The organism is Aliidiomarina quisquiliarum (genome assembly GCF_023922585.1).
Taxonomy (GTDB): domain Bacteria; phylum Pseudomonadota; class Gammaproteobacteria; order Enterobacterales; family Alteromonadaceae; genus Aliidiomarina; species Aliidiomarina quisquiliarum.
The window spans coordinates 420,972-441,248 of the sequence record NZ_JAMFTN010000014.1 but is presented as its reverse complement, the minus strand read 5'-3'; the positions used below and the strand labels follow the sequence as shown (position 1 = coordinate 441,248).

The window sequence follows — 20,277 nt, the reverse complement described above, 5'->3', positions numbered from 1 at the left end:
GGGCCATCAACTATTGGCTGTCAAGAAAACGCTCAGCGTCTAATGCGGCCATACAACCAGTTCCTGCCGAAGTAATAGCCTGCCGATAAATATAGTCACTGACGTCGCCAGCGGCAAACACGCCCGGAATACTGGTTTGGGTGGCATTACCGTTGGCACCTGAATGTATTTTAATGTAGCCGTTTGCCATGTCTAACTGGCCTTCAAACATTTGTGTATTAGGCTTGTGGCCAATGGCAATAAATACGCCGTGTACGGCTAAGTCGCTAATGCTTTCGTCTTTAGTATCGCGAATACGCACGCCAGTTACACCCGCGTCATCACCCACAACTTCTTCAAGGGTTTTGTTTAAGTGCAGGGTAATATTGCCGTTTTTCACTTTTTCCATGAGCCGATCAATTAAAATCTTCTCTGAACGGAAGGTGTCGCGGCGGTGAATAAGATGAACTTCTTCAGCAATATTAGATAAGTACAAGGCTTCTTCAACAGCTGTATTACCACCACCCACTACACATACCTGTTGGCCACGGTAGAAAAACCCGTCGCAGGTAGCACAGGCGCTTACGCCACGGCCTTGGAAAGCAGTTTCTGAAGGTAAGCCTAAGTACATAGCCGAAGCGCCAGTAGCGATGATTAAAGCGTCGCAAGTGTACTCGCCGCTGTCGCCTTTTAACCGAAATGGGCGCTGTGTTAATTGCACTTCATTAATGTGGTCGAAAATGATTTCGGTTTCAAAACGCTCTGCATGCTGATGCATTCGCGCCATTAGGTCAGGCCCAGTAAGGCCTTCCGGATCACCCGGCCAGTTTTCAACGTCGGTGGTGGTGGTTAGCTGGCCACCTTGCTGCATACCGGTAACCAGTACGGGGTTTAAGTTAGCGCGGGCAGCATAAACGGCAGCGGTATAACCCGCGGGGCCTGAACCAAGAATTAATAATTTACAATGCTTTACATCAGTCATCGAACGTAGACTCCGGTACAAATGAAAATATAATATTTTATGACAGTATTGTAAGGAAGGAACCCTAGAGCGTAAAGAGCCGGGTTAAACCCGGCTCTGTAAGTTACTTTCTAGCTAGTAGTAATAGCTTCAAGTGCGTCTTTATAGTTCAAACCTAACTGCTTGCCTAAAACGTCGTGAATAGCTTTATAGGTAATATCCCCACGGTGCAAATTCAAGCCATTAAGGAAGTTCTTGTCATTCGCCATGGCTTTTAAGCCGTGGTTTGCTAAAGCAATACCGTAGGGCAGAGTGGCATTGTTTAAGGCTATAGTAGAAGTACGAGCTACGCCACCTGGCATATTTGCTACACAATAGTGCACCACATCGTCGATCACGAAGGTTGGGTTTTGGTGTGTAGTCGCTTTCGACGTTTCAAAGCAACCGCCTTGGTCTATGGCTACGTCGACTAATACCGAGCCAGGCTTCATTTCAGCAACGTGCTTGCGTGTAATTAACTTAGGCGCAGCAGCACCAGGTATTAATACAGCACCAATAATTAGGTCGGCACGCTTTGAATAATAGTCGATGGCGTCTACGGTTGAGTAGATAAGTTTTACACGGCCACGGAACATATCATCAAGTTCACGTAGGCGTGGTAAAGAACGGTCGAGAATAGTTACGTCGGCACCCATGCCAACCGCCATTTTAGCGGCGTTGGTACCTACTACACCACCACCTAAAATTAATACTTCAGCAGGCATTACCCCCGGTACACCACCTAATAAGGTACCGCTGCCGCCTTGGGCCTTTTCTAAGTGGTGGGCGCCGGCTTGAATTGACATACGGCCAGCTACTTCGCTCATTGGCGCCAGCAAAGGCAAGCCACCCCGGTTATCGGTAACCGTTTCATAAGCAATAGCGGTTACGCCAGCGGCAGCTAATAAACGGGTTTGCTCTGGGTCTGGGGCTAAATGTAAGTAGGTATAAAGAATTTGCCCAGCCCACATTTGTTTACATTCGTGGGGTTGTGGCTCTTTTACTTTCACGATCATTTCCGCCTTGGCGAAAATTTCTTCAGGCGTGTCGGCAATAGTAGCACCGGCTTCGGTATAGTCGTCATTGGTGAAACCAATGGCTAAACCACCGTCGCGCTCAACCATAACCTGATGCCCATGAGCCACATACTCACGCACTGCTGAAGGGGTTAAGCCAATACGGTACTCATGGTTTTTAATTTCCTTTGGAACGCCAATTAACATAATCAAAGCCTCTAAAGTAAGTAGGGTAAATAATGCGCAAAACTATAGCCCAAAGCAGTAAGGCACGGCGCAATTTTTTGCAGCGTCATATTAGCATGTTACAATTCTTTGTTAATGATAATTATAACTGGTGTGAACAGCGAAAGCAGATACACTGTTTTTTTTAACTTTCCCCCTTCACACACGGCCAGTGCTATTCGGTACCTTCGCTTCTATGCTGTAACATAGGCGTAATAAGTAAGAACGAGGAATAAATAATAATTATGACAGGTGTTCAACGATTACTAGAAGCGGGCCTTATTATTAGTGGTGCCATTAGTATTTTTCTTTTTACCGCACTGCTTACGTTTCACCCGGCTGATCCCGGTTGGTCGCAGGCGGCTCATACACAAGACATTCAAAACGCTGCAGGTGCAATAGGGGCCCGTTTTGCCGATGTGTTGCTATTTACCTTTGGTTTAATGGCTTACGTTATTCCTTTTCTAGTTATGCTTGCCGGTTACTTTGCTTTTTACCGTGCCCGTACTCTTATTGAAATAGACTATTTAACCTTAGGTTTAAGAATAATTGGTGTCATCTTGTTTGTGGCGGGTTGCTCATCGTTATTCAGCTTGAACCTTGACGGTATTTATAATTTTTCTTCGGGGGGTATATTAGGGCGGGTTATTAGTTCGGCTATGGTGCCTTATTTTAATGTACCCGGCACAATATTACTGCTGCTTACCTTTGTATTAACAGGTATTACTTTAGTAACGGGGTTGTCGTGGTTGAAACTGGTCGACACCATTGGCGCCTGGGCTATTCAAAGCACTATGTGGGTGTTTAATGTACTAAAGCCAAGCAAAACCAAGGTACCAGCAGTGGCAGCGAGTACACCAATGCCGGCCCCAACGCAACCGAAACTGAAAGCTGCGGAGAAAGCTAAAGACCCAACTAAAGAAAGTGCTAAAATTAAAACCAAGTCGTGGTGGAATAAATTGAAATTTTGGCAGCGCAGCCCAAAAACAGCTGCCGCCAACGACTGGGACAGCTTGCCAGTTACCGACACACGTTTAACACCGAGTCGTGCTGGCCGTCAGGCAATGGCTGAAAGCGATGACAATTTACCCTCGATCAGCACCACCGCACATGCCGAACCAGAAGAAATTGTCTTACAGGGCGTGAGCGCCATTAATGACGAGCCCAATGTCGACGACTTACCTTGGGACACGGGGCATACGGCTACTACAGCAACCATGATGCCCAGTGCTGCAGCAGAAAGTGCCAGTATAAACGCCGAACCAGCAGCACCTGCACGGGTTGATCCGCTACCGTCGTTGGCGTTACTCGACCGCCCGAACCAGCAAGAAAACCCATTAAACCAAGAAGAACTCGACGAAATAAGTCGCACCGTTGAAACGGTGCTAAAAGACTTCGGCATTGATGTACAAGTGGTAGGGGTGCAACCCGGCCCAGTGATTACCCGTTTTGAGCTTGATTTAGCCCCGGGTGTAAAGGTTTCTCGCATCACAAACTTGTCGAAAGACATTGCGCGCAGCTTATCGGCCATTGCTGTGCGTGTAGTAGAAGTTATTCCGGGTAAGTCATTTGTTGGCCTTGAGCTGCCAAATAAAAACCGTGAAATTGTTCAGTTGCATGAAGTATTGTCGTGCGAGAACTTTATTAATTCAACCTCGCCCTTAACCATGGTGTTAGGTAAAGACATTGCTGGTAAGCCGGTGGTGGTTGATCTTGGCCGCATGCCGCATTTATTGGTTGCGGGTACAACCGGCTCGGGTAAGTCGGTGGGCGTGAACGCCATGATTATTAGCCTGCTGTATAAGTCGCAGCCAGAAGACGTGCGCTTAATCATGATCGACCCGAAAATGCTCGAGCTTTCTGTATACGAAGGTATTCCGCATTTGCTTACGGAAGTAGTTACCGACATGAAAGACGCGGCCAATGCGCTGCGCTGGTGCGTGGGCGAAATGGAACGCCGATATCGCGTTATGTCGGCCCTTGGGGTGCGCAATATAAAAGGCTATAACGATAAAGTAGCAGAAGCGATAGCCGCGGGTAAACCGCTGAAAAACCCAGTGTGGAAACCGGGCGATTCTATGGACGCAACAGCGCCAGACCTAGAAAAACTACCCTATATAGTGGTGGTGGTAGACGAATTTGCCGACATGATGATGATTGTAGGCAAGAAAGTGGAAGAGCTTATTGCTCGTATTGCCCAAAAGGCTCGGGCGGCGGGGATTCACTTAATACTGGCCACCCAGCGACCTTCCGTGGACGTTATTACCGGTTTAATAAAAGCGAATATACCTACGCGTATAGCGTTTCAAGTGTCGTCGAAAATAGACTCGCGAACCATACTTGATCAACCGGGCGCCGATCAGTTGTTGGGCCAAGGTGACATGCTTTATTTACCTCCTGGCTCTGGGGTACCAACCCGGGTGCATGGTGCTTTTGTTGACGACCATGAAGTGCACGCAGTGGTGGCCGATTGGAAGGCCCGCAGCAAGCCGCAGTACCTTGAAGAAATTTTAAGTGGCGATGCCAACGAAGACATGTTGCTGCCTGGCGAACAAAGCGAAGAAGACGCGGAGTCAGACCCCTTATACGATGAAGCAGTAGCCTTTGTAACTGAAAAAGGGCGGGTGTCTATTTCTTCTGTGCAGCGCCAATTTCGCATTGGTTACAACCGCGCCGCCCGTATTGTGGAACAAATGGAAGTAAGTGGCGTCGTAAGTACTGCTGGTCCTGGCGGCGCTCGAGACGTGCTCGCCCCCCGTGCACCACGTCACCCAAGTATTGATTATTAAGGACCTTTTTATGGTATTAAGTACGTTATTTAAAAAAGCCGCACATTCTAGTGTGGTTCGGGCAGTTATGGCCACCACCTTTTGTGTAGCGCTGATTACTAGCCCAATAGCCCAGGCCAATCAAGCGCAAAGTGAACCAGCCCCCCAGGCGGAAACCTTGCGTGCTTTGCTAGCAAATATTCAAACCTTAGCAGGGCGGTTTGAACAGCATATATACGAAAATGAAGAAAAAGTTGAAGTTATGCAGGGTATATTTGCCTTGCAACGACCAAGCCAGCTTTATTGGGAAACGGAAAGCCCCGACGAATCGGTATTGGTAGCCGACGGTGAAACGGTTTGGTATTACAACCCGTTTATAGAACAAGTGTCGCTGTTTGCCCAGTCGCAAACCATGGCGTCGAACCCGTTATTGGTGTTATTAGAAAGCGATGCCTGGGACGGCTTTTACATTCAGTTTGATCAGGGCCGTTGGATTATCGACGGCCAAGACGAAGCCCAAGGCCAGCAATTAGTACTACGCTTTAATAGCGCTAACCTTTTAGTGGAAATGGAGTTAAGCGACGCTTACGGGCAGCGTAGTGTATTTATGCTCAGCGACTTACAAGAAAACCAGCCAATAGCACCCAAACGCTTTGAATTTATAGTACCCGACGGCGTAGACATTGACGATCAGCGTGATTATTAATGAACAAACAGTTTAGTTTAATGGGCGACGACCAGCAGCCACAACAAGCTAGAGCTGTGTCAAAATACCAACCCTTAGCCGCTCGTATGCGCCCCAGTAGCCTAAACGCCTATGTGGGCCAAATTCATTTGCTAGGGCCTAATAAACCGTTACGCCGGGCTGTTGAACAAGGCACCTTACATTCAATGATTTTTTGGGGACCACCGGGCACCGGTAAAACCACCCTAGCCGAACTTATTGCGCAAGCGGCCAGCGCCTACGTAGAGCGCATTTCAGCGGTAACTTCTGGGGTAAAAGAAATACGCCAAGCCATTGCCGGCGCCAAAGAGCGGGCTGGCACCCAGCAAACCATGCTGTTTGTAGACGAAGTACACCGTTTTAACAAAAGCCAACAAGACGCCTTCTTACCATTTATTGAAGACGGCACTATTATTTTTATTGGTGCAACCACCGAGAACCCGGGCTTTGCCTTAAATAACGCCTTGCTTTCTAGGGCCCGCGTGTACCGCTTACGGCCGCTAGAAAATGAACAAATAAAACAAGTTGTGCAGCAAGCCTTGCACGATATAGACAAAGGCCTTGGCGAACGCCAGCTTAGTTTTGAGCCTGAAGCAGAAGCCTTTTTACTCCATGTGGCCGACGGCGACGCCCGGCGCGCATTGAATTATTTAGAAATTGCTGCTGATTTTGTTGAAGTGCCAACTGGCGGCGTTATAACCCGCAGCCTGATTGAAGAAGTAACGGGTGAAAAGGCCATTCAGTTCGATAAAAATGGCGACCAGTATTACGACTTATTATCGGCGTTTCACAAGTCGGTGCGGGGCTCTTCCGCCGACGGCGCTTTGTATTGGTATTGTCGCTTTCTTGCCGCAGGGGGCGAGCCGTTAGTCATTGCTAGGCGCTTACTGGCCATTGCCTCGGAAGACATTGGTAATGCTGATCCCAGAGCTATTCAGTTAGCGATTAACGCTTGGGACACTTACCATCGCGTTGGGCCCGCTGAAGGCGAGCGAGCCATAGCCCAAGCCACCATATATTGTGCCAGCGCAGCGAAAAGTAATGCCGTGTATGTGGCCTTTAACGCAATGTTAAGCGAAGCCAAAAATGGCACATCTTATCCAGTACCTGAACACTTACGTAATGCACCTACTAAAGTACATGAAGCAGAAGGCTTTGGTGCGGATTACAAGTACGCTCACGATGCACCCCATGCCTATGTCGCTGGAGAGAGCTATTTACCGCCCGAGTTAGCACAAACACAGTGGTATCAGCCGTCGGATCGTGGCTTAGAAAAACAAATAAAAGAAAAGTTTGAACGGCTCCGTGCCATAGACGCAGCCAGCAGCTGGAAACGGGACCAATAACCATGTATTTAGCGCTCCTCGTGGCCTTAGGCGGCGCTCTAGGTACGGTGTTGCGCTTTATATTAACTCAGTTAGCCCAACGGCTTTACGGCAGTTCAATGCCCGGTACCTTACTGGTGAATGTGGTCGGCTCATTAGGGCTTGGCCTAGTTATGGGGCTGTTAGAACAGGGTTGGCTGGCAAGTAGCGAACCGATGAATGCCGAAGCGCTCAGTAGCTTTTTTCAGTTAGGCGTGTTTGGTGGCTTTACCACCTTCTCTATGTTTGTGTTTGAATTGGCTCAACGACGACATAACAATAGGTGGCTAAATTTTAGTTATATTGCGCTGAGTATTGGTTTAAGTATGTTGGCAGTACTCGTTGGTATGTGGCTAGCCAGAGTTTTAGGCGCTGGGCTATGAACAATCCTTTGGCCTTTAAAACACTGGTTATGGTTGCCTTAGGTGGTGCTCTTGGCGCCACAATGCGAGCCATGATAGGTGATTTATTTCATCAAAGCGGGCCAACGGGTTTCCCTTTTTACCTTGTGATCGTTAACATATTAGGCTGTTTGTATTTGGGGTTTGTGGCGGGTTTAGTTGAATGTAAAGTTTGGCACCCGCGGCAACAATGGATTCAAGGCTCTGGTATTGCTGGAGCATTAACAACATTCTCCGCTATGGCGGCAGCGAGCGTTGAACTTTGGCTGAATCAGCAATATTTAGCCGTAGCAGGGTTTTTACTGTTGCAGCTTGTATTAGGGCTAGCAGTTTGTATGTTCGCCATGTTTTTAGTGAGCAACTGGCATCAACGCCGGTTACGTAGGGTTAGCTAAGCTAGCCGGGTTAATTATTTTTTCGAATTAAAAAAGAGAGTAGTCACCATGTTAGACGCGAAGCATTTTCGTGATGGAATAGAAGAAACCGCCGTACAGCTAGCGCGTCGTGGTTTTGAATTAGACGTAAACACACTGAAAGCATTAGAAGTTCAGCGAAAAGAGCTGCAAGTGCGTACCGAATCGTTACAAAGCGAGCGCAACGCGCGCTCAAAAGAAATTGGTCAGGCGGTTGGGCGTGGTGAAGACACAGCGCCATTAAAAGCTCAGGTAGGCGCCTTAGGTGACCAATTAGATGCGGCCAAAGCCGAGTTACAGCAGGTACAAGCCAGTTTGCAGGACATTATTTCAGGGGTGCCAAACCTACCTGCGGCCGAAGTACCTGAAGGGTTAGACGAAGAGCAAAACGTTGAAGTAAGCCGTTTTGGCGAACCACCGGTATTTGATTTTACGCCAAAAGATCATGTGGAAATTGGTGAAGCGTTAAATAACGGTTTAGATTTCGACACCGCTCGGAAAATTACCGGTGCTCGTTTTGCAGTAATGAAAGGCGGCGTAGCCCGCTTACACCGCGCACTTACTCAGTTTATGCTTGATCTACATACCGAGCAGCATGGTTATTTAGAAACCTATGTACCGGTTATAGTGAACCACGCGTCGCTCCAGGGCACAGGCCAGTTACCTAAGTTTGGTGAAGACTTATTCCACGTGGAAGGTGAAAGCCAAGACAAAGTGGCATTGTCGCTTATTCCAACCGCTGAAGTGCCGTTAACGAACTTTGTGCGCGATGAAATTATCGACGAAGAGCAGTTGCCAATGAAGCTAACGGCTCATTCTGCTTGTTTCCGCAGCGAAGCTGGCTCCCATGGTCGCGACACCCGTGGCCTTATTCGCCAACACCAGTTTGATAAAGTAGAACTGGTACAAATGGTGAAACCGGAAGACTCAATGGCGGCGTTAGAAGAGCTAACCGGCCATGCTGAGCAAGTATTACAACAACTAGGCTTGCCGTACCGTAAAGTACTACTGTGCACAGGCGACATGGGCTTTAGTGCCACTAAAACCTACGACTTAGAAGTGTGGCTGCCTGCACAAAACACTTACCGTGAAATTAGCTCTTGTTCAAATATGGGCGACTTCCAAGCGCGCCGTATGCAAGGCCGTTTCCGTCGTAAAGGGGCGAAAAAGCCAGAGTTGCTACATACCTTGAATGGTTCAGGCTTAGCAGTAGGGCGTACTTTGGTGGCGATATTGGAAAACTACCAGCAAGCCGACGGCTCAGTGGTTGTTCCTGAAGCCCTACGCCCGTATATGGCAGGCGTAGAGCGTATTAGCCAAGGTTAATACAAGGTTAAATACATTTTGCTGGTCTTGGCAGGCCGGCAATGCGAGTGGCTTGCTTAGCAGGCCCTTTGGGAAAAAGGGAATAGAGATAGCGGCTATTCCCTTTTTCTTTGCCTAATCGTTTTTCAACGGCTTTCACTAACACCCGCATGGCTGGGCTAGTGTCGTATTCCTGATAAAACTCACGGACAAAGTTTACCACTTCCCAATGGGATGGGCTCATTTCAATGTTTTCTAGCTCTGCAATATATTCGGCTAAGGGTACTGACCACTCATTAAAGTGAAGTAGGTACTCGTGCTTGTCGGTTTCGTAGTCACGGCCATTAAAATGAAGCATGGTTAAAATCTCACTACGTGTTTACTGTCGTGGCCAACGAGTTGCTCTAGTTCAGCGGCCGTTAATATAGTTACCGGTAAGCGTAATTGCTCTGGCTTTAAACCAGCCTGTTTGAGAGTGTCGGCTGTGGTGTAGAAGCTTTCGAAATCAAAAATGTCTGGCAACATGGTCATTTTTTTTAATGGATCAAGATCGGTTTTTGGTGCTGCTAACTGGCAAATGCCTTCACCCACAAACACGGCGGCGGCGGGTTGGTCTAAACTCACTGCCATAAGCAGCATATCTAGGCCGTGGCGAGCACTGGCATGTAAGGGCGGCTGGTTATATATAAAACTGATGGTGTCGCCACTAGGTGCTGTAGCTGTTGGTTTTAGCCCTGGGTATTGCAGCAAAGTATCGGTGCTTACCAAAGTAGCCATAAATTCCGTTAGCCCACCCGCATGAAAGCCTTCAGCTAAGTTACCCGCCGGTGGTGGTAAAGCTTCTACACCGTATTGGCTAGCAACAGTGGCACACACCACTAAAGGAACATTATGCTGTTGAGAAAACTTTAACCATGCGGCTTGTAAGTTAGGTAAGCCCGAGGGAAAACTTAAGAATCGGTTCGCATACAAAACCCCTTGGCCATAAAAAAATACCTGGGCAATGGTTTCACCTTGGCTGGCAAGTTGCTGTGCTTGCTCAAGCGCTTGTAAGCCGGTGGTAATGTCGTCGGGGTTTGCTTGCACAAGAAGTAAGTAACTTGCCATGAATGTTCCTTTTTAAAAATATAACAGTTAGCGATAAAAAAACGCCCTGAGGGAAAACCGCAGGGCGTTTATTATAACCAGCTATTTAAACTAGCTGCGAAAGAATTAATCGCGGCCGCTAAACGCCATCAGCAAGTTCAGCAAGCTGATGAAAATGTTATAAATTGAAACGAATAGCGTGGTGGTTGCTAGAATGTAGTTACGCTCACCACCATTAATAATTTGGCTAGTTTGTAGCAATATTGCACCCGAAGAAAACAATATAAAAAGGGCACTAATGGCTAAACCAAGGGCAGGTATTTGCATAAACATATTCGCTACCACGGCAACCAGTAATACTACGAAGCCCGCCACCATCATGCCGCCTAAGAACGACATGTCTTTCTTGGTGGTAAGTACATAACCACTAAGGGCAAAGAAAATAAGCGCTGTGCCGCCCATAGCAAGCATAACAATGTCACTACCGCCGGTGGCGACAACCATGTTCAGAATAGGACCAATGGTGTAACCCATAAAGCCGGTTAGAGCGAACACAAATAAAATACCTAAGCCACTATTGGCCGTTTTATGAATACCAAACAGTAACCCATAAAAACCAACCAACATTAAAATAAGGCCAGGGTGCGGCAGGTTTAACATACTGCTAATACCAGCCATTACCGCACTGAATGCTAGTGACATCGCTAATAGCGTATAGGTATTACGTAGTACTTTATTTACTTCAATGGCCGCGTCGTGGCGTGCCGTGTGTACTGTAGGGTTGTGCATTACGTCATTTCTCCTGTTCGTGTCGAACATAGGTCGATGGGCAACTTACATAAGTGTAAGGCTAAGACCATTATTATTGAATCAAGTTCGCTAGTATACCTTATAAATGGCAACGATTATCAATAGTTAAAGGGGCAAACATAAGGTTTTGTCGAAAGCATGTACAGAACGGCGAAAAATCACGCACTTGAACAAAATAATTCAATTTAGGCTTTACAAGTAGGCAGTAGCTCATTATCATTCTCGCCGTCTTCAGCAGTTAACCAATATTTCGGTAACGCTGAAACACTTCGGAGAGGTGGCAGAGTTCGGCTTAATGCACCTGACTTGAAATCAGACGTAGGTTCATTCCTACCGGGGGTTCGAATCCCTCCCTCTCCGCCACATTTAGAAAGAAAGCCCGTATCGAAAGATACGGGCTTTTTTTTCGTCTGCGCACCGCCTATCATATAAACCGAACAACAAGCCGATTGTATTCACTCCGGCTGTATTAACTAAGGTGTTTTGCTCTTGATCCCACTTCAGCAATTTAAAAGTAAGTTTCTTCAGCTTTGGCAAATTGAGTTGGTGCGGTGCTATGAACGCGACCAATCGCCAGCCTTGCAACCGCCTTATAGCCCTAACACACAACAGCCGCCGCAAAGCATACATGTGCAGTTGCATGAGCGGGCGCTACACTTTCTTGAGCATTACCAGCTGTACCACAGCTTAAATAACACTATTAAAAGCCTAAAGGTAATGGTGTTCTTGCTGTTTGCTTTAGCGTTGGTAGTGGGCTTTGGTTTGGCTAAAGTGGTCGACGGCAATGTTAGCCGAGTGCTTAGCTTGCCCTGGGTGTTGTTTGCTTTATTAGGGGTTCACTTGCTGCTGTATTTTATTTGGTTGGCAATGCTATTTATAAAACCACGCCAAGGTGGCTTTATCGGGGGCTTCATACAACAAGGCTTACAGTTGTTTAATCGCACGCCTAAGGCGAAATATGCCCTGCAGTCGTTAGGCCATACCTTAAACCATTATCAAATGGTAAAGCTGGTGGTATCTATCTTTAGCCATTTATATTGGTTGGTGTTGCTAACAACAGCGGCACTTATTTTAGGTTTGCTATTTCTGTTTCAAAGCTACAGCTTTACTTGGGAAACCACGGTACTAAATTTGCCTACCATGACCTATTTAGCGGAATTACTAGGGCGCAGTTTAAGTTGGCTAGGCTTAAGCTTACCAACGGTTGAGGTATTGCAAACGGCTTCTGCTGAACAACAAGCCCAAGTAGGGCGCTGGCTAATTGGCATGGTATTGGTGTATGGCAGCGGTTTACGCTTGGTTACTGCTTTGCTGGTGGCTGGGGTTTTGACAGTACGTAGTAAAGGTTTAACCGTTGACCATACTCAGCCGGGGTTAAGCCATTTAGTGCCATTGTTATTACGTAGTGGCACCCAGTCGGTCGATAAAGAAAACCCAGTTATAGGTTATAACCAACAAGCTCAACAGCCAGCTAGCGGGGTGGGCCATTATTGGCTTCAGCTTGAACACCCCGAGGCGGTTGAACAGCAACTAACGGCCAACCATAAAACCTTGGGCACCTTAGCTACTATGAGCGATTTAGAACGTTTAACCGCCCAATTTAAAACACAGCCCGCAGCCAGTATGCTGGTTACCATTGATAATCAACTTACCCCCGATCGAGGCAATATGCGTTTATTACGTGGCTTGCTGCCACTTGCGGCCGAGCTGCACTGCCATTTAGTGCATGAGCAGGGAGCGTTCACCGAAGGCTGGCTAAGTGTACTACAGGGCTTTAATAGCGAACATAATCTTGGTCAGGGCATGCGTATTAGCCAAGCGGAGCATACTAATGACAACTAAACCCGTTTCAATGAGCGTGGTGGGCCATACCAATACGGGTAAAACATCGTTTTTACGCACCTTATTAAAAAACCCCCATTTTGGCGAGGTTGCAGCCACGCCAAGTACCACACGCGACGTTAGCATGGCGCAGTTAATTGCCGGCACAGAGGTGGTTGCAGAACTATTTGACACCCCAGGGCTAGAAGACAGCCAAGCTCTGTATATGCATTTGCAGCAATATGTAAATGCACAAAACAAACATAATAGCCCCGCGGTATTAGCTAGTTTTTTACAATCGCCGCAGGCAAATAATGAGTTTGAACAAGAAGCCAAAGTTATTCGTCAACTGTTACACACGGACTTGGCCTTATTTGTTATCGACACTCGTACCCCTGTGCTAGAAAAATATCTCGATGAATTGGCCATTTTACGCATGGCGGCCAAACCCATTATTCCGGTACTTAATTTCATAAATGAAAATAGCGATTTAGCACCATGGCAAAGTGCGTTGGCACGGGTTAATTTGCATAATAGTGTGCTATTCGACACCCAAAGCACATCGCTGGCCCACGAAACCCGCCTATTAGAGCAATGTATTGCTGCTATGCCGATTGCACGCGAACCATTACAGCGGCTGTTAAAAACCCGAGCGCAAGAGCAGCACTTTAAAACCACAGCCGCAGCCAACCTATTGGCCGAGCTGTTAGTGAATGTAGGGGCGTACCAAACTGCCGTGCGGTTAGACGACAGTGCAGACGTTGCCGCGGCCCAGCAGCACTTTAAGCAAACAGTTATTAACGCAGAAAATAAAGCCTTACAAGATATATTAGCCGTATTTGGCTTTCAGCTGGGCGACGCGCGACTAGAGCAGCTGCCTATTGAAAATGGCCATTGGCAGCAACATAGCTTCGACACCGACGCTTGGCGCGCACTTGGTGTTGAAGCCGGTACCGGGGTTGTTGCAGGCGGCACTGTTGGCGCCGGTATCGACCTAATGGTGGGTGGTGCAAGCTTGGGTGCAGGTACGCTTATTGGGGCCATGGTAGGGGGCATGTATCAAGGCAGTAAAAAGTTTAGCCGGCAACTGCAGGCCAAGTTTAGCGGCAAAGAACTTATGCAGGCCGATCAGCAAGTACTAGAACTGTTATTTAAGCGTCAGTTGTTGCTTATTCAGGCGCTGGCCACGCGTGGGCATGCAGCCATTAGCCCGGTGTATTTAAAATTAAGCAATGGCTTAGTAGTGGATAAAAGCTTAAAAAAACTTTTACAAGCTATTCCGCGTCAGGTGAACTGGTCGGCGCTTTCAGGAGCCCATAGTCACAGCTCTGATCGTTCAGCCTTTATAAAAAAATTAAGCGACCAAATTGGGGCACTTATCGAGACATCGAGCGACTATTATTTGAGCGGCAATTGAGTTATGGCGGAGTTTTGTCGCACTTAAACTTGATCTTTATCAATTCCTTAGCTAGTTATATAACACTGCTGTAACAAGTAAGTGTTACAAAACATGCTTTATAATATAATTTGCATGTGCAGCAAGTGCTTTTAATCAATATGACAAGGATGTTTTATTATGAAAAAAGTAATTGTGGCCATTCCTAAAGGTGTGCAGCGTCGTGGTGTTATTGCCGAACTTACTACCCATCATTGGCAGGCCTCTGAAGTAAATAACAATAACGAATTATTAGCCGCCCTCAACGAAACCCCTAAGGCGGTGGTCATTATTTCCATTCACTTTGACCGGCGTCGCATGCAAGGCTTGTTACGTTCTATTTACCGCCAGCACACCCGCGCTAAAGTTATTTTATGGACCAATAGTTTAGCCTGTGCACTCGACTATAAAACGCGGCATCCTCTTATTCCTGGTTATTTCTATCGCTTTGTTGAAACCGACGAATTAATTCGTGGCTGTAATGTGGTTGCTCTCGGCCAGCGTTTTTCTTCACCGTACTTAACGGCATCGTTTAAACGCTTTAGGCAATATTCAGAAGAAAGTTGCATAACCATTGGTTTGAGCAATCGAGAGCGACAAATATTTCAATTAGTCAGTTTAGGTGTTTCGGTAAAAGAAATAGCTGAGCGACTGGTTATTTCCAACAAAACAGTGAATACCTTCCGCTACCGGTTGTATGAAAAGCTACAGGTAGACAGCGACGTACAATTAGCCCATTTGGCCATTAAAAGTGGCTTAGTAGAGCCGCAAGGTGAAGTAATTTAGACCCTTGTACTGGGTGCCGCCGCACGACACAGAAGTAGCTATCTGGTAAACTGTCGTTCTTAATTATCAGATAGCTAATTTGGTGGCATGAACACGTTATTTGACTCTGCACAATTCCTTGCTTCTTTAACCCAACAACCGGGTGTGTACCGCATGTACGACAGCAGCGGGGAAGTTATTTATGTGGGTAAAGCGAAAAACTTAAATAAACGCGTGTCGAGCTATTTTCGCAAACAAGTTGATTCGGTTAAAACCAAAGCCCTAGTGCGCCATATTGCGTCGATGGACGTTACCGTTACCAATTCTGAAGCCGAAGCGCTTATTCTTGAAAATACTTTTATTAAGAAGTATTTACCGCGTTATAACGTGTTATTACGAGACGACAAAAGCTATCCCTACATAATAATTTCTGATCACCAGCATCCCCGTATTGCCTTCCACCGTGGTACCCGCCGCGAGAAGGGCGACTATTTTGGCCCGTTTCCTAATGGCAGCGCGGTGCGAGACAGCTTAAAGCTGTTGCAAAAACTTTTTCCAGTACGGCAATGCGACGACACGTTTTATCGTTCGCGCAGCAGGCCTTGCTTGCAGTATCAATTAAAACGTTGTTTAGCACCTTGCGTAGGTATTCCAAGCGATGCCGAATATACCGAGCAAGTAGACTTAGTGCGCATGTTTATGCGCGGTAAAAACGACGAAGTAATTGAACGCTTAGTGCAGGCCATGGACCAAGCAAGCCAAGCGCTAAACTTTGAGCAAGCTGCGTTATTGCGCGATCAAATTGCTGCCTTGCGCCAAGTACAAGAGCGCAATGCGGTGTCGGGTGAACAAGAAGAGCTAGACGTCATTGGCTTTTGGCGAGAATCGGGCATGACCTGCATTCACTTATTGTTTATTCGCCAAAATGCCGTGCAAGGTAGCCGCAGCTATTATCCAAAGGTTCCGGCTAACTCCACCGACGAAGAAATTCTCGAGTCGTTTGTATTGCAGTTTTATTTAAATGAAAGTCAGGGCAAGCGGGTACCCAATGAAGTAGTGGCCCCATTAGACTCTGCTATGGCCAAAGAACTCAGTGCGCAATTATCAGAGGCGCTGCAACAACGGGTTAGAATTACCAGTAATCACCGTGGGCAGCGAGCGCAGTACCGCTCGTTAGCCAATAAAAATGCCATGAACGCAGTACACAGTCGGTTAGGTGAAGCTTCTATTATGCAAACTCGCTTCGAGGCGTTACAGCAGCTTATAGGTGCTGAAGTAACCTTAGAGCGCTTTGAATGTTTCGACATTTCTCATACCATGGGCGAGCAAACCGTGGCTTCGTGCGTGGTATTTGGCCCTGAAGGCCCGCGGAAGTCCGATTATCGGCGGTATAATATCAACAACATTACCCCAGGCGACGATTATGCCGCCATGGCGCAAGTGCTTAGCCGACGCTATAAACATGCTATAGAGCGGGAAAATGTACCCGACGTGGTATTTATCGACGGTGGCAAAGGGCAGTTAACCCAAGCAGAAAAATATTTTGAAAACTGGCCGCAGCCACCGTTACTTATAAGTGTGGCAAAAGGCGAAAGCCGCAAAGCAGGCTTAGAGACACTTATTTTTGGTTATAGCCGTAAAACCAGGCATTTACCTGCCGATCATCCAGGCTTACACCTTATTCAGTATATTCGCGACGAGTCACATCGGTTTGCCATTACTGGCCACCAGCAACGTCGTGCTAAAGTGAAGAAAACTTCTACTTTAGAGTCAATTCCTGCGGTTGGGCCAAAGCGCCGGCAAAACTTATTAAAATATCTGGGTGGATTACAACAGGTAAAAGGGGCTAGTATAGAACAGCTCGCCAATGTACCAGGTATCAGTAAGAGCTTAGCCGAAACTATTTATTATGCCTTGCGTGATGAATGAACACCGTACACCTATTGAAAAGAGAATGAATAGTTTATGTGGAATATTCCCAACTTATTAACGTCCTTCCGTATTTTGTTAATTCCGGTTTTTTTGGTTTTTTTCTATTTACCAATTAAAGAAGCGCAATTTATTGCCGCTTGTATTTTTGTGTTAGCGGCAATAACCGACGGCCTCGATGGTTACTTTGCGCGCAAATTAAACCAGCATACGAAATTTGGAGAGTTCCTCGATCCCGTTGCCGACAAAATAATGGTGGCTGCAGCACTTATCGTGGTAGTGGAGTATTACCAAACGTTCTGGATAACTATTCCAGCTTTAATTATAATTAGCCGCGAACTAATCATTTCGGCGTTACGGGAATGGATGGCAGAAGTAGGCAAACGTGACGCAGTTGCGGTATCATCGTTGGGTAAAATTAAAACCACAGCACAAATGATAGCGCTTACCGGATTACTCTGGGACGCAAATTTGTTCGTTAAAACAACAGCAACGGTTGCTCTTTACACTGCAGCGGTACTTACGCTCTGGTCCATGCAAGTGTATTTAATGAGCGCCTGGAGCGAGTTAACGGCTGAAAATAATACGAATTAGCTAAAATTTGAGCGAACGAACAAAAATCTGCAATTAATGGTTGACTGGGAAGTCCCTATGAGTAGAATGGCCCTGCGTTTGGCAAGTGCCACACGCAAGAACTGAAATGAAGTGCGCGAGTATAGCTCAGCTGGTAGAGCGCAACCTTGCCAAGGTTGAGGTCACGAGTTCGAATCTCGTTACTCGCTCCAATATTTCAAGTGTCTGGCGGGTTGGCAGAATGGCTATGCAGCGGATTGCAAATCCGTGGATCTCGGTTCGACTCCGGGACCCGCCTCCAGACTCAAGTAAGACGTAAGTTGTAATATACAGAAATGTAACATCGTGTTTGCCCGGGTGGTGGAATCGGTAGACACAAGGGATTTAAAATCCCTCGTTGGTAACAACGTGCCGGTTCAAGTCCGGCCCCGGGCACCAATACGATGATACAAAGCTAAGTAAAATTAAAAACAATAAAAAGAAGAATAAATAGAGACCCTTAAGGGTCTTTTTTTATGCCTAAATTTCAAGCATAGTAACTCTTATGTTTTTAATGATTAGCTAATACATATGCGCTGGTCAATTGCAGAGTAATATTTTTCTATGTTCTATGATTTCGAACGAGCCTTTAAAAAAGAGTGGCGCATTTACTTTGTAGCTGCTGCTGTAATGGCCGTGCTCATTGGCTATCATATTTATTATCGCTATGAGCAGCTTATTTCTCGCGAACAAGAACGCCTTACCCATTCATCTGCTGCGGCAAGTATTCTTATTGGCAAACAACTACAAAATATAAACACCACACTTACTAATATTCGATCTTCATTTGCTGCAAATAAAAAAACATTCAATAACTCTCAAGTATTTTATCAAGAGCGGCTTATGGGTTTAGCCAACGCAATGCAGCATGTTCAGGCTATTACAATATTAGATGCCAGTGGAACGGCGATATACTCTAGTAATGCTGTGTTGGTAGGTCAATCTTTTGCGTACCGTGAGTATTTTAAAGAAGTTGCAGCAGCGCCCGATGCAGATATGCTTTACGTAAGTTCGCCATTTACAGGAGTGTTTGGCGACTGGCTGCTGCCTTTTGCAAAAGTTATCACCAATGCTGAAGGCAAGTTTAACGGCCTTATTCTTATTCTTCTTAACTCCGTGGAATATAGCCAATTGATCAGTTCGCTGCGTCCAACGTCACAGTCTTGGGCTTCTTTAGCACATGGGCAAGGAATGTTATTTGTTTGGGAAGCACTTGGTGACTCCACACCTACTGGTCAAAACCTTAATGTACCAGGTAGCTTATTCAGCAAACATAGAAGTAGTGGTCAAACCGAATCATTTTATAAGTCAGCTGTAACAGCGAACCAACAAGAATCTCTTGTTTCTGTTCGAACGATAATTCCAGACACATTTATGATGAGTAATCCTTTGGTTTTGGCTGTGGGAAGAAGTTACAGTGTACTTACTCAGCTTATTTTCAAAGAAATTTTATTTCTAATAGTTATTTTTATAGTGCTGTACTTTGCATTGGCTACGTTGCTTTTTTGGACTCAGCATACGCGTCGCATTTCTTATAAAGAAACAAAAAGTGCTGAACGTTTTGCTAAAGGGTTGAGCGATAAATTATCGAAATTTGTTGAGCTAACACCAAGTATCATTGTTCTTACTGATATTAAAGGAGCGTTCAAAGAGGTTAACCCAGCCTTTCAGAACGCTTTGGGATATACATATCAGGAACTAATGGAAAGTACTTTAATCGAGTATATTCATCCAGATGAGCGCGAAGAGTTTCGCGCCACTTTGAAGTCATTAACCAAAGATAAAGCCAACATTACAAGGCTTATTCGTTTTCGCAGTAAAAATGCAACCTATCTTTCCTTTGAAACCTCTATCGCTATTTATGGTGATGTGTTTTTTATCGCAGGCCTTGATGTTACTGAACGTGAAATTGAAAAAGCTCAACTGCAGTTAATGGCCTACAAAGATCGCTTAACCGGCTTACCGAACCGCGGCATGTTATGGGAGCACTTAAATCAGGCTATTCATGAAGAAATGAATGAACGACATAATACAGCTGTGCTTTTTATCGATTTAGATGGTTTTAAATTGGTGAATGACACTTGTGGCCACGAAAGTGGTGATAAGGTATTGAAAATAATAGGGAAGCGCTTGCTAGGAGTGGTTCGTGAGAATGACACGGTTGGGCGTTTAGGTGGTGATGAGTTTGTGGTTATCCTGTCTCGTATAGGCTCTGAGCGAGATGTGGAATTCGTCGCAAAAAAAATTCTTGAAACAATTAAGCATAGTATTTCCTTATCAGGCGATAAAACCGTTACTGTGGGGGCTAGCATTGGTATAAGTATTTGGCCTGATCATGCTTTTACCGCCGATGAATTACTTAACCTAGCCGATAAGGCTATGTATGAAAGTAAACGAGGCGGTAAAAACAGATACAGTTTTGCTAACTAGGCACTTCCTCATCATGAAAGTCCTCAGCTGAAAAATCAGGCGAATCATGAAGAATGTCGTCTAGCTTCTGATCTAACTCGGACATGCAGTCTTTGTTTTCTGCCTCGGTATTTTCTTGCTTCGGTTTATTGCTTGCAAAGGCTCCTCGGGTTATAGACAAAGCGGCGCAGCCGCCGCTGTTTTCGCCGGTTATT

General features: G+C 46.1%; 17 protein-coding genes and 4 tRNA genes. 16 read left to right on the top strand and 5 right to left on the bottom strand.

The genetic code is table 11. From position 1 onward, the window contains the following. Positions 1 to 10 precede the first annotated feature (10 nt). Positions 11 to 961 carry a thioredoxin-disulfide reductase gene (trxB, locus tag M1L23_RS04790; RefSeq protein ID WP_252625973.1) on the bottom strand — a complete coding sequence of 317 codons (951 nt, stop codon included), beginning with the start codon at positions 959 to 961 and terminating at the stop codon, positions 11 to 13. A gap of 110 nt (positions 962 to 1,071) precedes the next feature. Next, on the bottom strand, positions 1,072 to 2,202 hold the full coding sequence (ald, locus tag M1L23_RS04785; RefSeq protein WP_252625972.1) for an alanine dehydrogenase: 1,131 nt from the start codon (positions 2,200 to 2,202) through the stop codon (positions 1,072 to 1,074). Positions 2,203 to 2,465: 263 nt separating this feature from the next. Here ald and M1L23_RS04780 point away from each other — a divergent pair, with 263 nt between their 5' ends. The 6 genes from M1L23_RS04780 to serS are packed head-to-tail and all read left to right on the top strand — an operon-like array spanning position 2,466 to position 9,216. Then, positions 2,466 to 5,009, top strand: coding sequence for a DNA translocase FtsK (locus M1L23_RS04780; RefSeq protein ID WP_252625971.1), 2,544 nt, complete (start codon positions 2,466 to 2,468; stop codon positions 5,007 to 5,009). Between the two features lie 10 nt (positions 5,010 to 5,019). Next, a complete protein-coding gene (gene lolA / locus M1L23_RS04775) occupies positions 5,020 to 5,694 on the top strand; it encodes an outer membrane lipoprotein periplasmic chaperone LolA (protein ID WP_252625970.1) in 675 nt (224 codons plus the stop codon). Between the two features lie 20 nt (positions 5,695 to 5,714). Continuing rightward, on the top strand, positions 5,715 to 7,058 hold the full coding sequence (locus tag M1L23_RS04770; protein WP_252626165.1) for a replication-associated recombination protein A: 1,344 nt from the start codon (positions 5,715 to 5,717) through the stop codon (positions 7,056 to 7,058). Positions 7,059 to 7,060: 2 nt separating this feature from the next. Beyond that, positions 7,061 to 7,459 (top strand): fluoride efflux transporter FluC, encoded by a 399-nt coding sequence (locus tag M1L23_RS04765; RefSeq protein ID WP_252625969.1) that lies wholly within the window; start codon positions 7,061 to 7,063, stop codon positions 7,457 to 7,459. Next, positions 7,456 to 7,872 carry a fluoride efflux transporter FluC gene (locus M1L23_RS04760; RefSeq protein ID WP_252625968.1) on the top strand — a complete coding sequence of 139 codons (417 nt, stop codon included), beginning with the start codon at positions 7,456 to 7,458 and terminating at the stop codon, positions 7,870 to 7,872. The genes M1L23_RS04765 and M1L23_RS04760 overlap by 4 nt, the downstream gene beginning before the upstream one ends. A gap of 48 nt (positions 7,873 to 7,920) precedes the next feature. After that, the gene (gene serS, locus M1L23_RS04755) at positions 7,921 to 9,216 is read left to right on the top strand and encodes a serine--tRNA ligase (RefSeq protein WP_252625967.1); all 1,296 of its coding nucleotides are present in this window, start codon (positions 7,921 to 7,923) and stop codon (positions 9,214 to 9,216) included. A gap of 7 nt (positions 9,217 to 9,223) precedes the next feature. On the opposite strand, the gene M1L23_RS04750 is transcribed toward serS, so the two are convergent. The 3 genes from M1L23_RS04750 to M1L23_RS04740 form a co-directional block, all read right to left on the bottom strand. After that, positions 9,224 to 9,553 (bottom strand): TusE/DsrC/DsvC family sulfur relay protein, encoded by a 330-nt coding sequence (locus M1L23_RS04750; RefSeq protein WP_252625966.1) that lies wholly within the window; start codon positions 9,551 to 9,553, stop codon positions 9,224 to 9,226. Between the two features lie 2 nt (positions 9,554 to 9,555). Continuing rightward, positions 9,556 to 10,302, bottom strand: a complete 747-nt coding sequence (locus M1L23_RS04745) for a DsrE family protein (protein WP_252625965.1) — start codon at positions 10,300 to 10,302, stop codon at positions 9,556 to 9,558. 105 nt (positions 10,303 to 10,407) lie between these two features. Continuing rightward, a complete protein-coding gene (locus M1L23_RS04740) occupies positions 10,408 to 11,070 on the bottom strand; it encodes a Bax inhibitor-1/YccA family protein (RefSeq protein WP_252625964.1) in 663 nt (220 codons plus the stop codon). Between the two features lie 292 nt (positions 11,071 to 11,362). Here M1L23_RS04740 and M1L23_RS04735 point away from each other — a divergent pair. The 10 genes from M1L23_RS04735 (at position 11,363) to M1L23_RS04690 (ending at position 20,083) form a co-directional block, all read left to right on the top strand. Continuing rightward, positions 11,363 to 11,454: transfer RNA gene (locus tag M1L23_RS04735), tRNA-Ser, on the top strand. A gap of 126 nt (positions 11,455 to 11,580) precedes the next feature. After that, a complete protein-coding gene (locus M1L23_RS04730; RefSeq protein ID WP_252625963.1) occupies positions 11,581 to 12,933 on the top strand; it encodes a DUF2868 domain-containing protein in 1,353 nt (450 codons plus the stop codon). Then, positions 12,923 to 14,329 carry a DUF3482 domain-containing protein gene (locus M1L23_RS04725; protein ID WP_252625962.1) on the top strand — a complete coding sequence of 469 codons (1,407 nt, stop codon included), beginning with the start codon at positions 12,923 to 12,925 and terminating at the stop codon, positions 14,327 to 14,329. Before M1L23_RS04730 ends, M1L23_RS04725 begins: the two co-directional genes overlap by 11 nt. A gap of 159 nt (positions 14,330 to 14,488) precedes the next feature. After that, complete coding sequence (locus M1L23_RS04720; protein ID WP_252625961.1) at positions 14,489 to 15,133, top strand: LuxR C-terminal-related transcriptional regulator; 645 nt, start codon at positions 14,489 to 14,491, stop codon at positions 15,131 to 15,133. A gap of 87 nt (positions 15,134 to 15,220) precedes the next feature. Further along, positions 15,221 to 17,041, top strand: a complete 1,821-nt coding sequence (gene uvrC / locus M1L23_RS04715; RefSeq protein WP_252625960.1) for an excinuclease ABC subunit UvrC — start codon at positions 15,221 to 15,223, stop codon at positions 17,039 to 17,041. 36 nt (positions 17,042 to 17,077) lie between these two features. Beyond that, a complete protein-coding gene (gene pgsA / locus M1L23_RS04710) occupies positions 17,078 to 17,635 on the top strand; it encodes a CDP-diacylglycerol--glycerol-3-phosphate 3-phosphatidyltransferase (RefSeq protein WP_252625959.1) in 558 nt (185 codons plus the stop codon). 115 nt (positions 17,636 to 17,750) lie between these two features. Next, positions 17,751 to 17,826: transfer RNA gene (locus M1L23_RS04705), tRNA-Gly, on the top strand. Positions 17,827 to 17,841: 15 nt separating this feature from the next. Continuing rightward, a tRNA-Cys gene (locus M1L23_RS04700) sits at positions 17,842 to 17,915 on the top strand. A 50-nt stretch (positions 17,916 to 17,965) separates the two neighbouring features. Beyond that, a tRNA-Leu gene (locus tag M1L23_RS04695) sits at positions 17,966 to 18,052 on the top strand. 444 nt (positions 18,053 to 18,496) lie between these two features. Continuing rightward, positions 18,497 to 20,083 (top strand): sensor domain-containing diguanylate cyclase, encoded by a 1,587-nt coding sequence (locus M1L23_RS04690; protein WP_252625958.1) that lies wholly within the window; start codon positions 18,497 to 18,499, stop codon positions 20,081 to 20,083. Positions 20,084 to 20,277 lie beyond the last annotated feature (194 nt).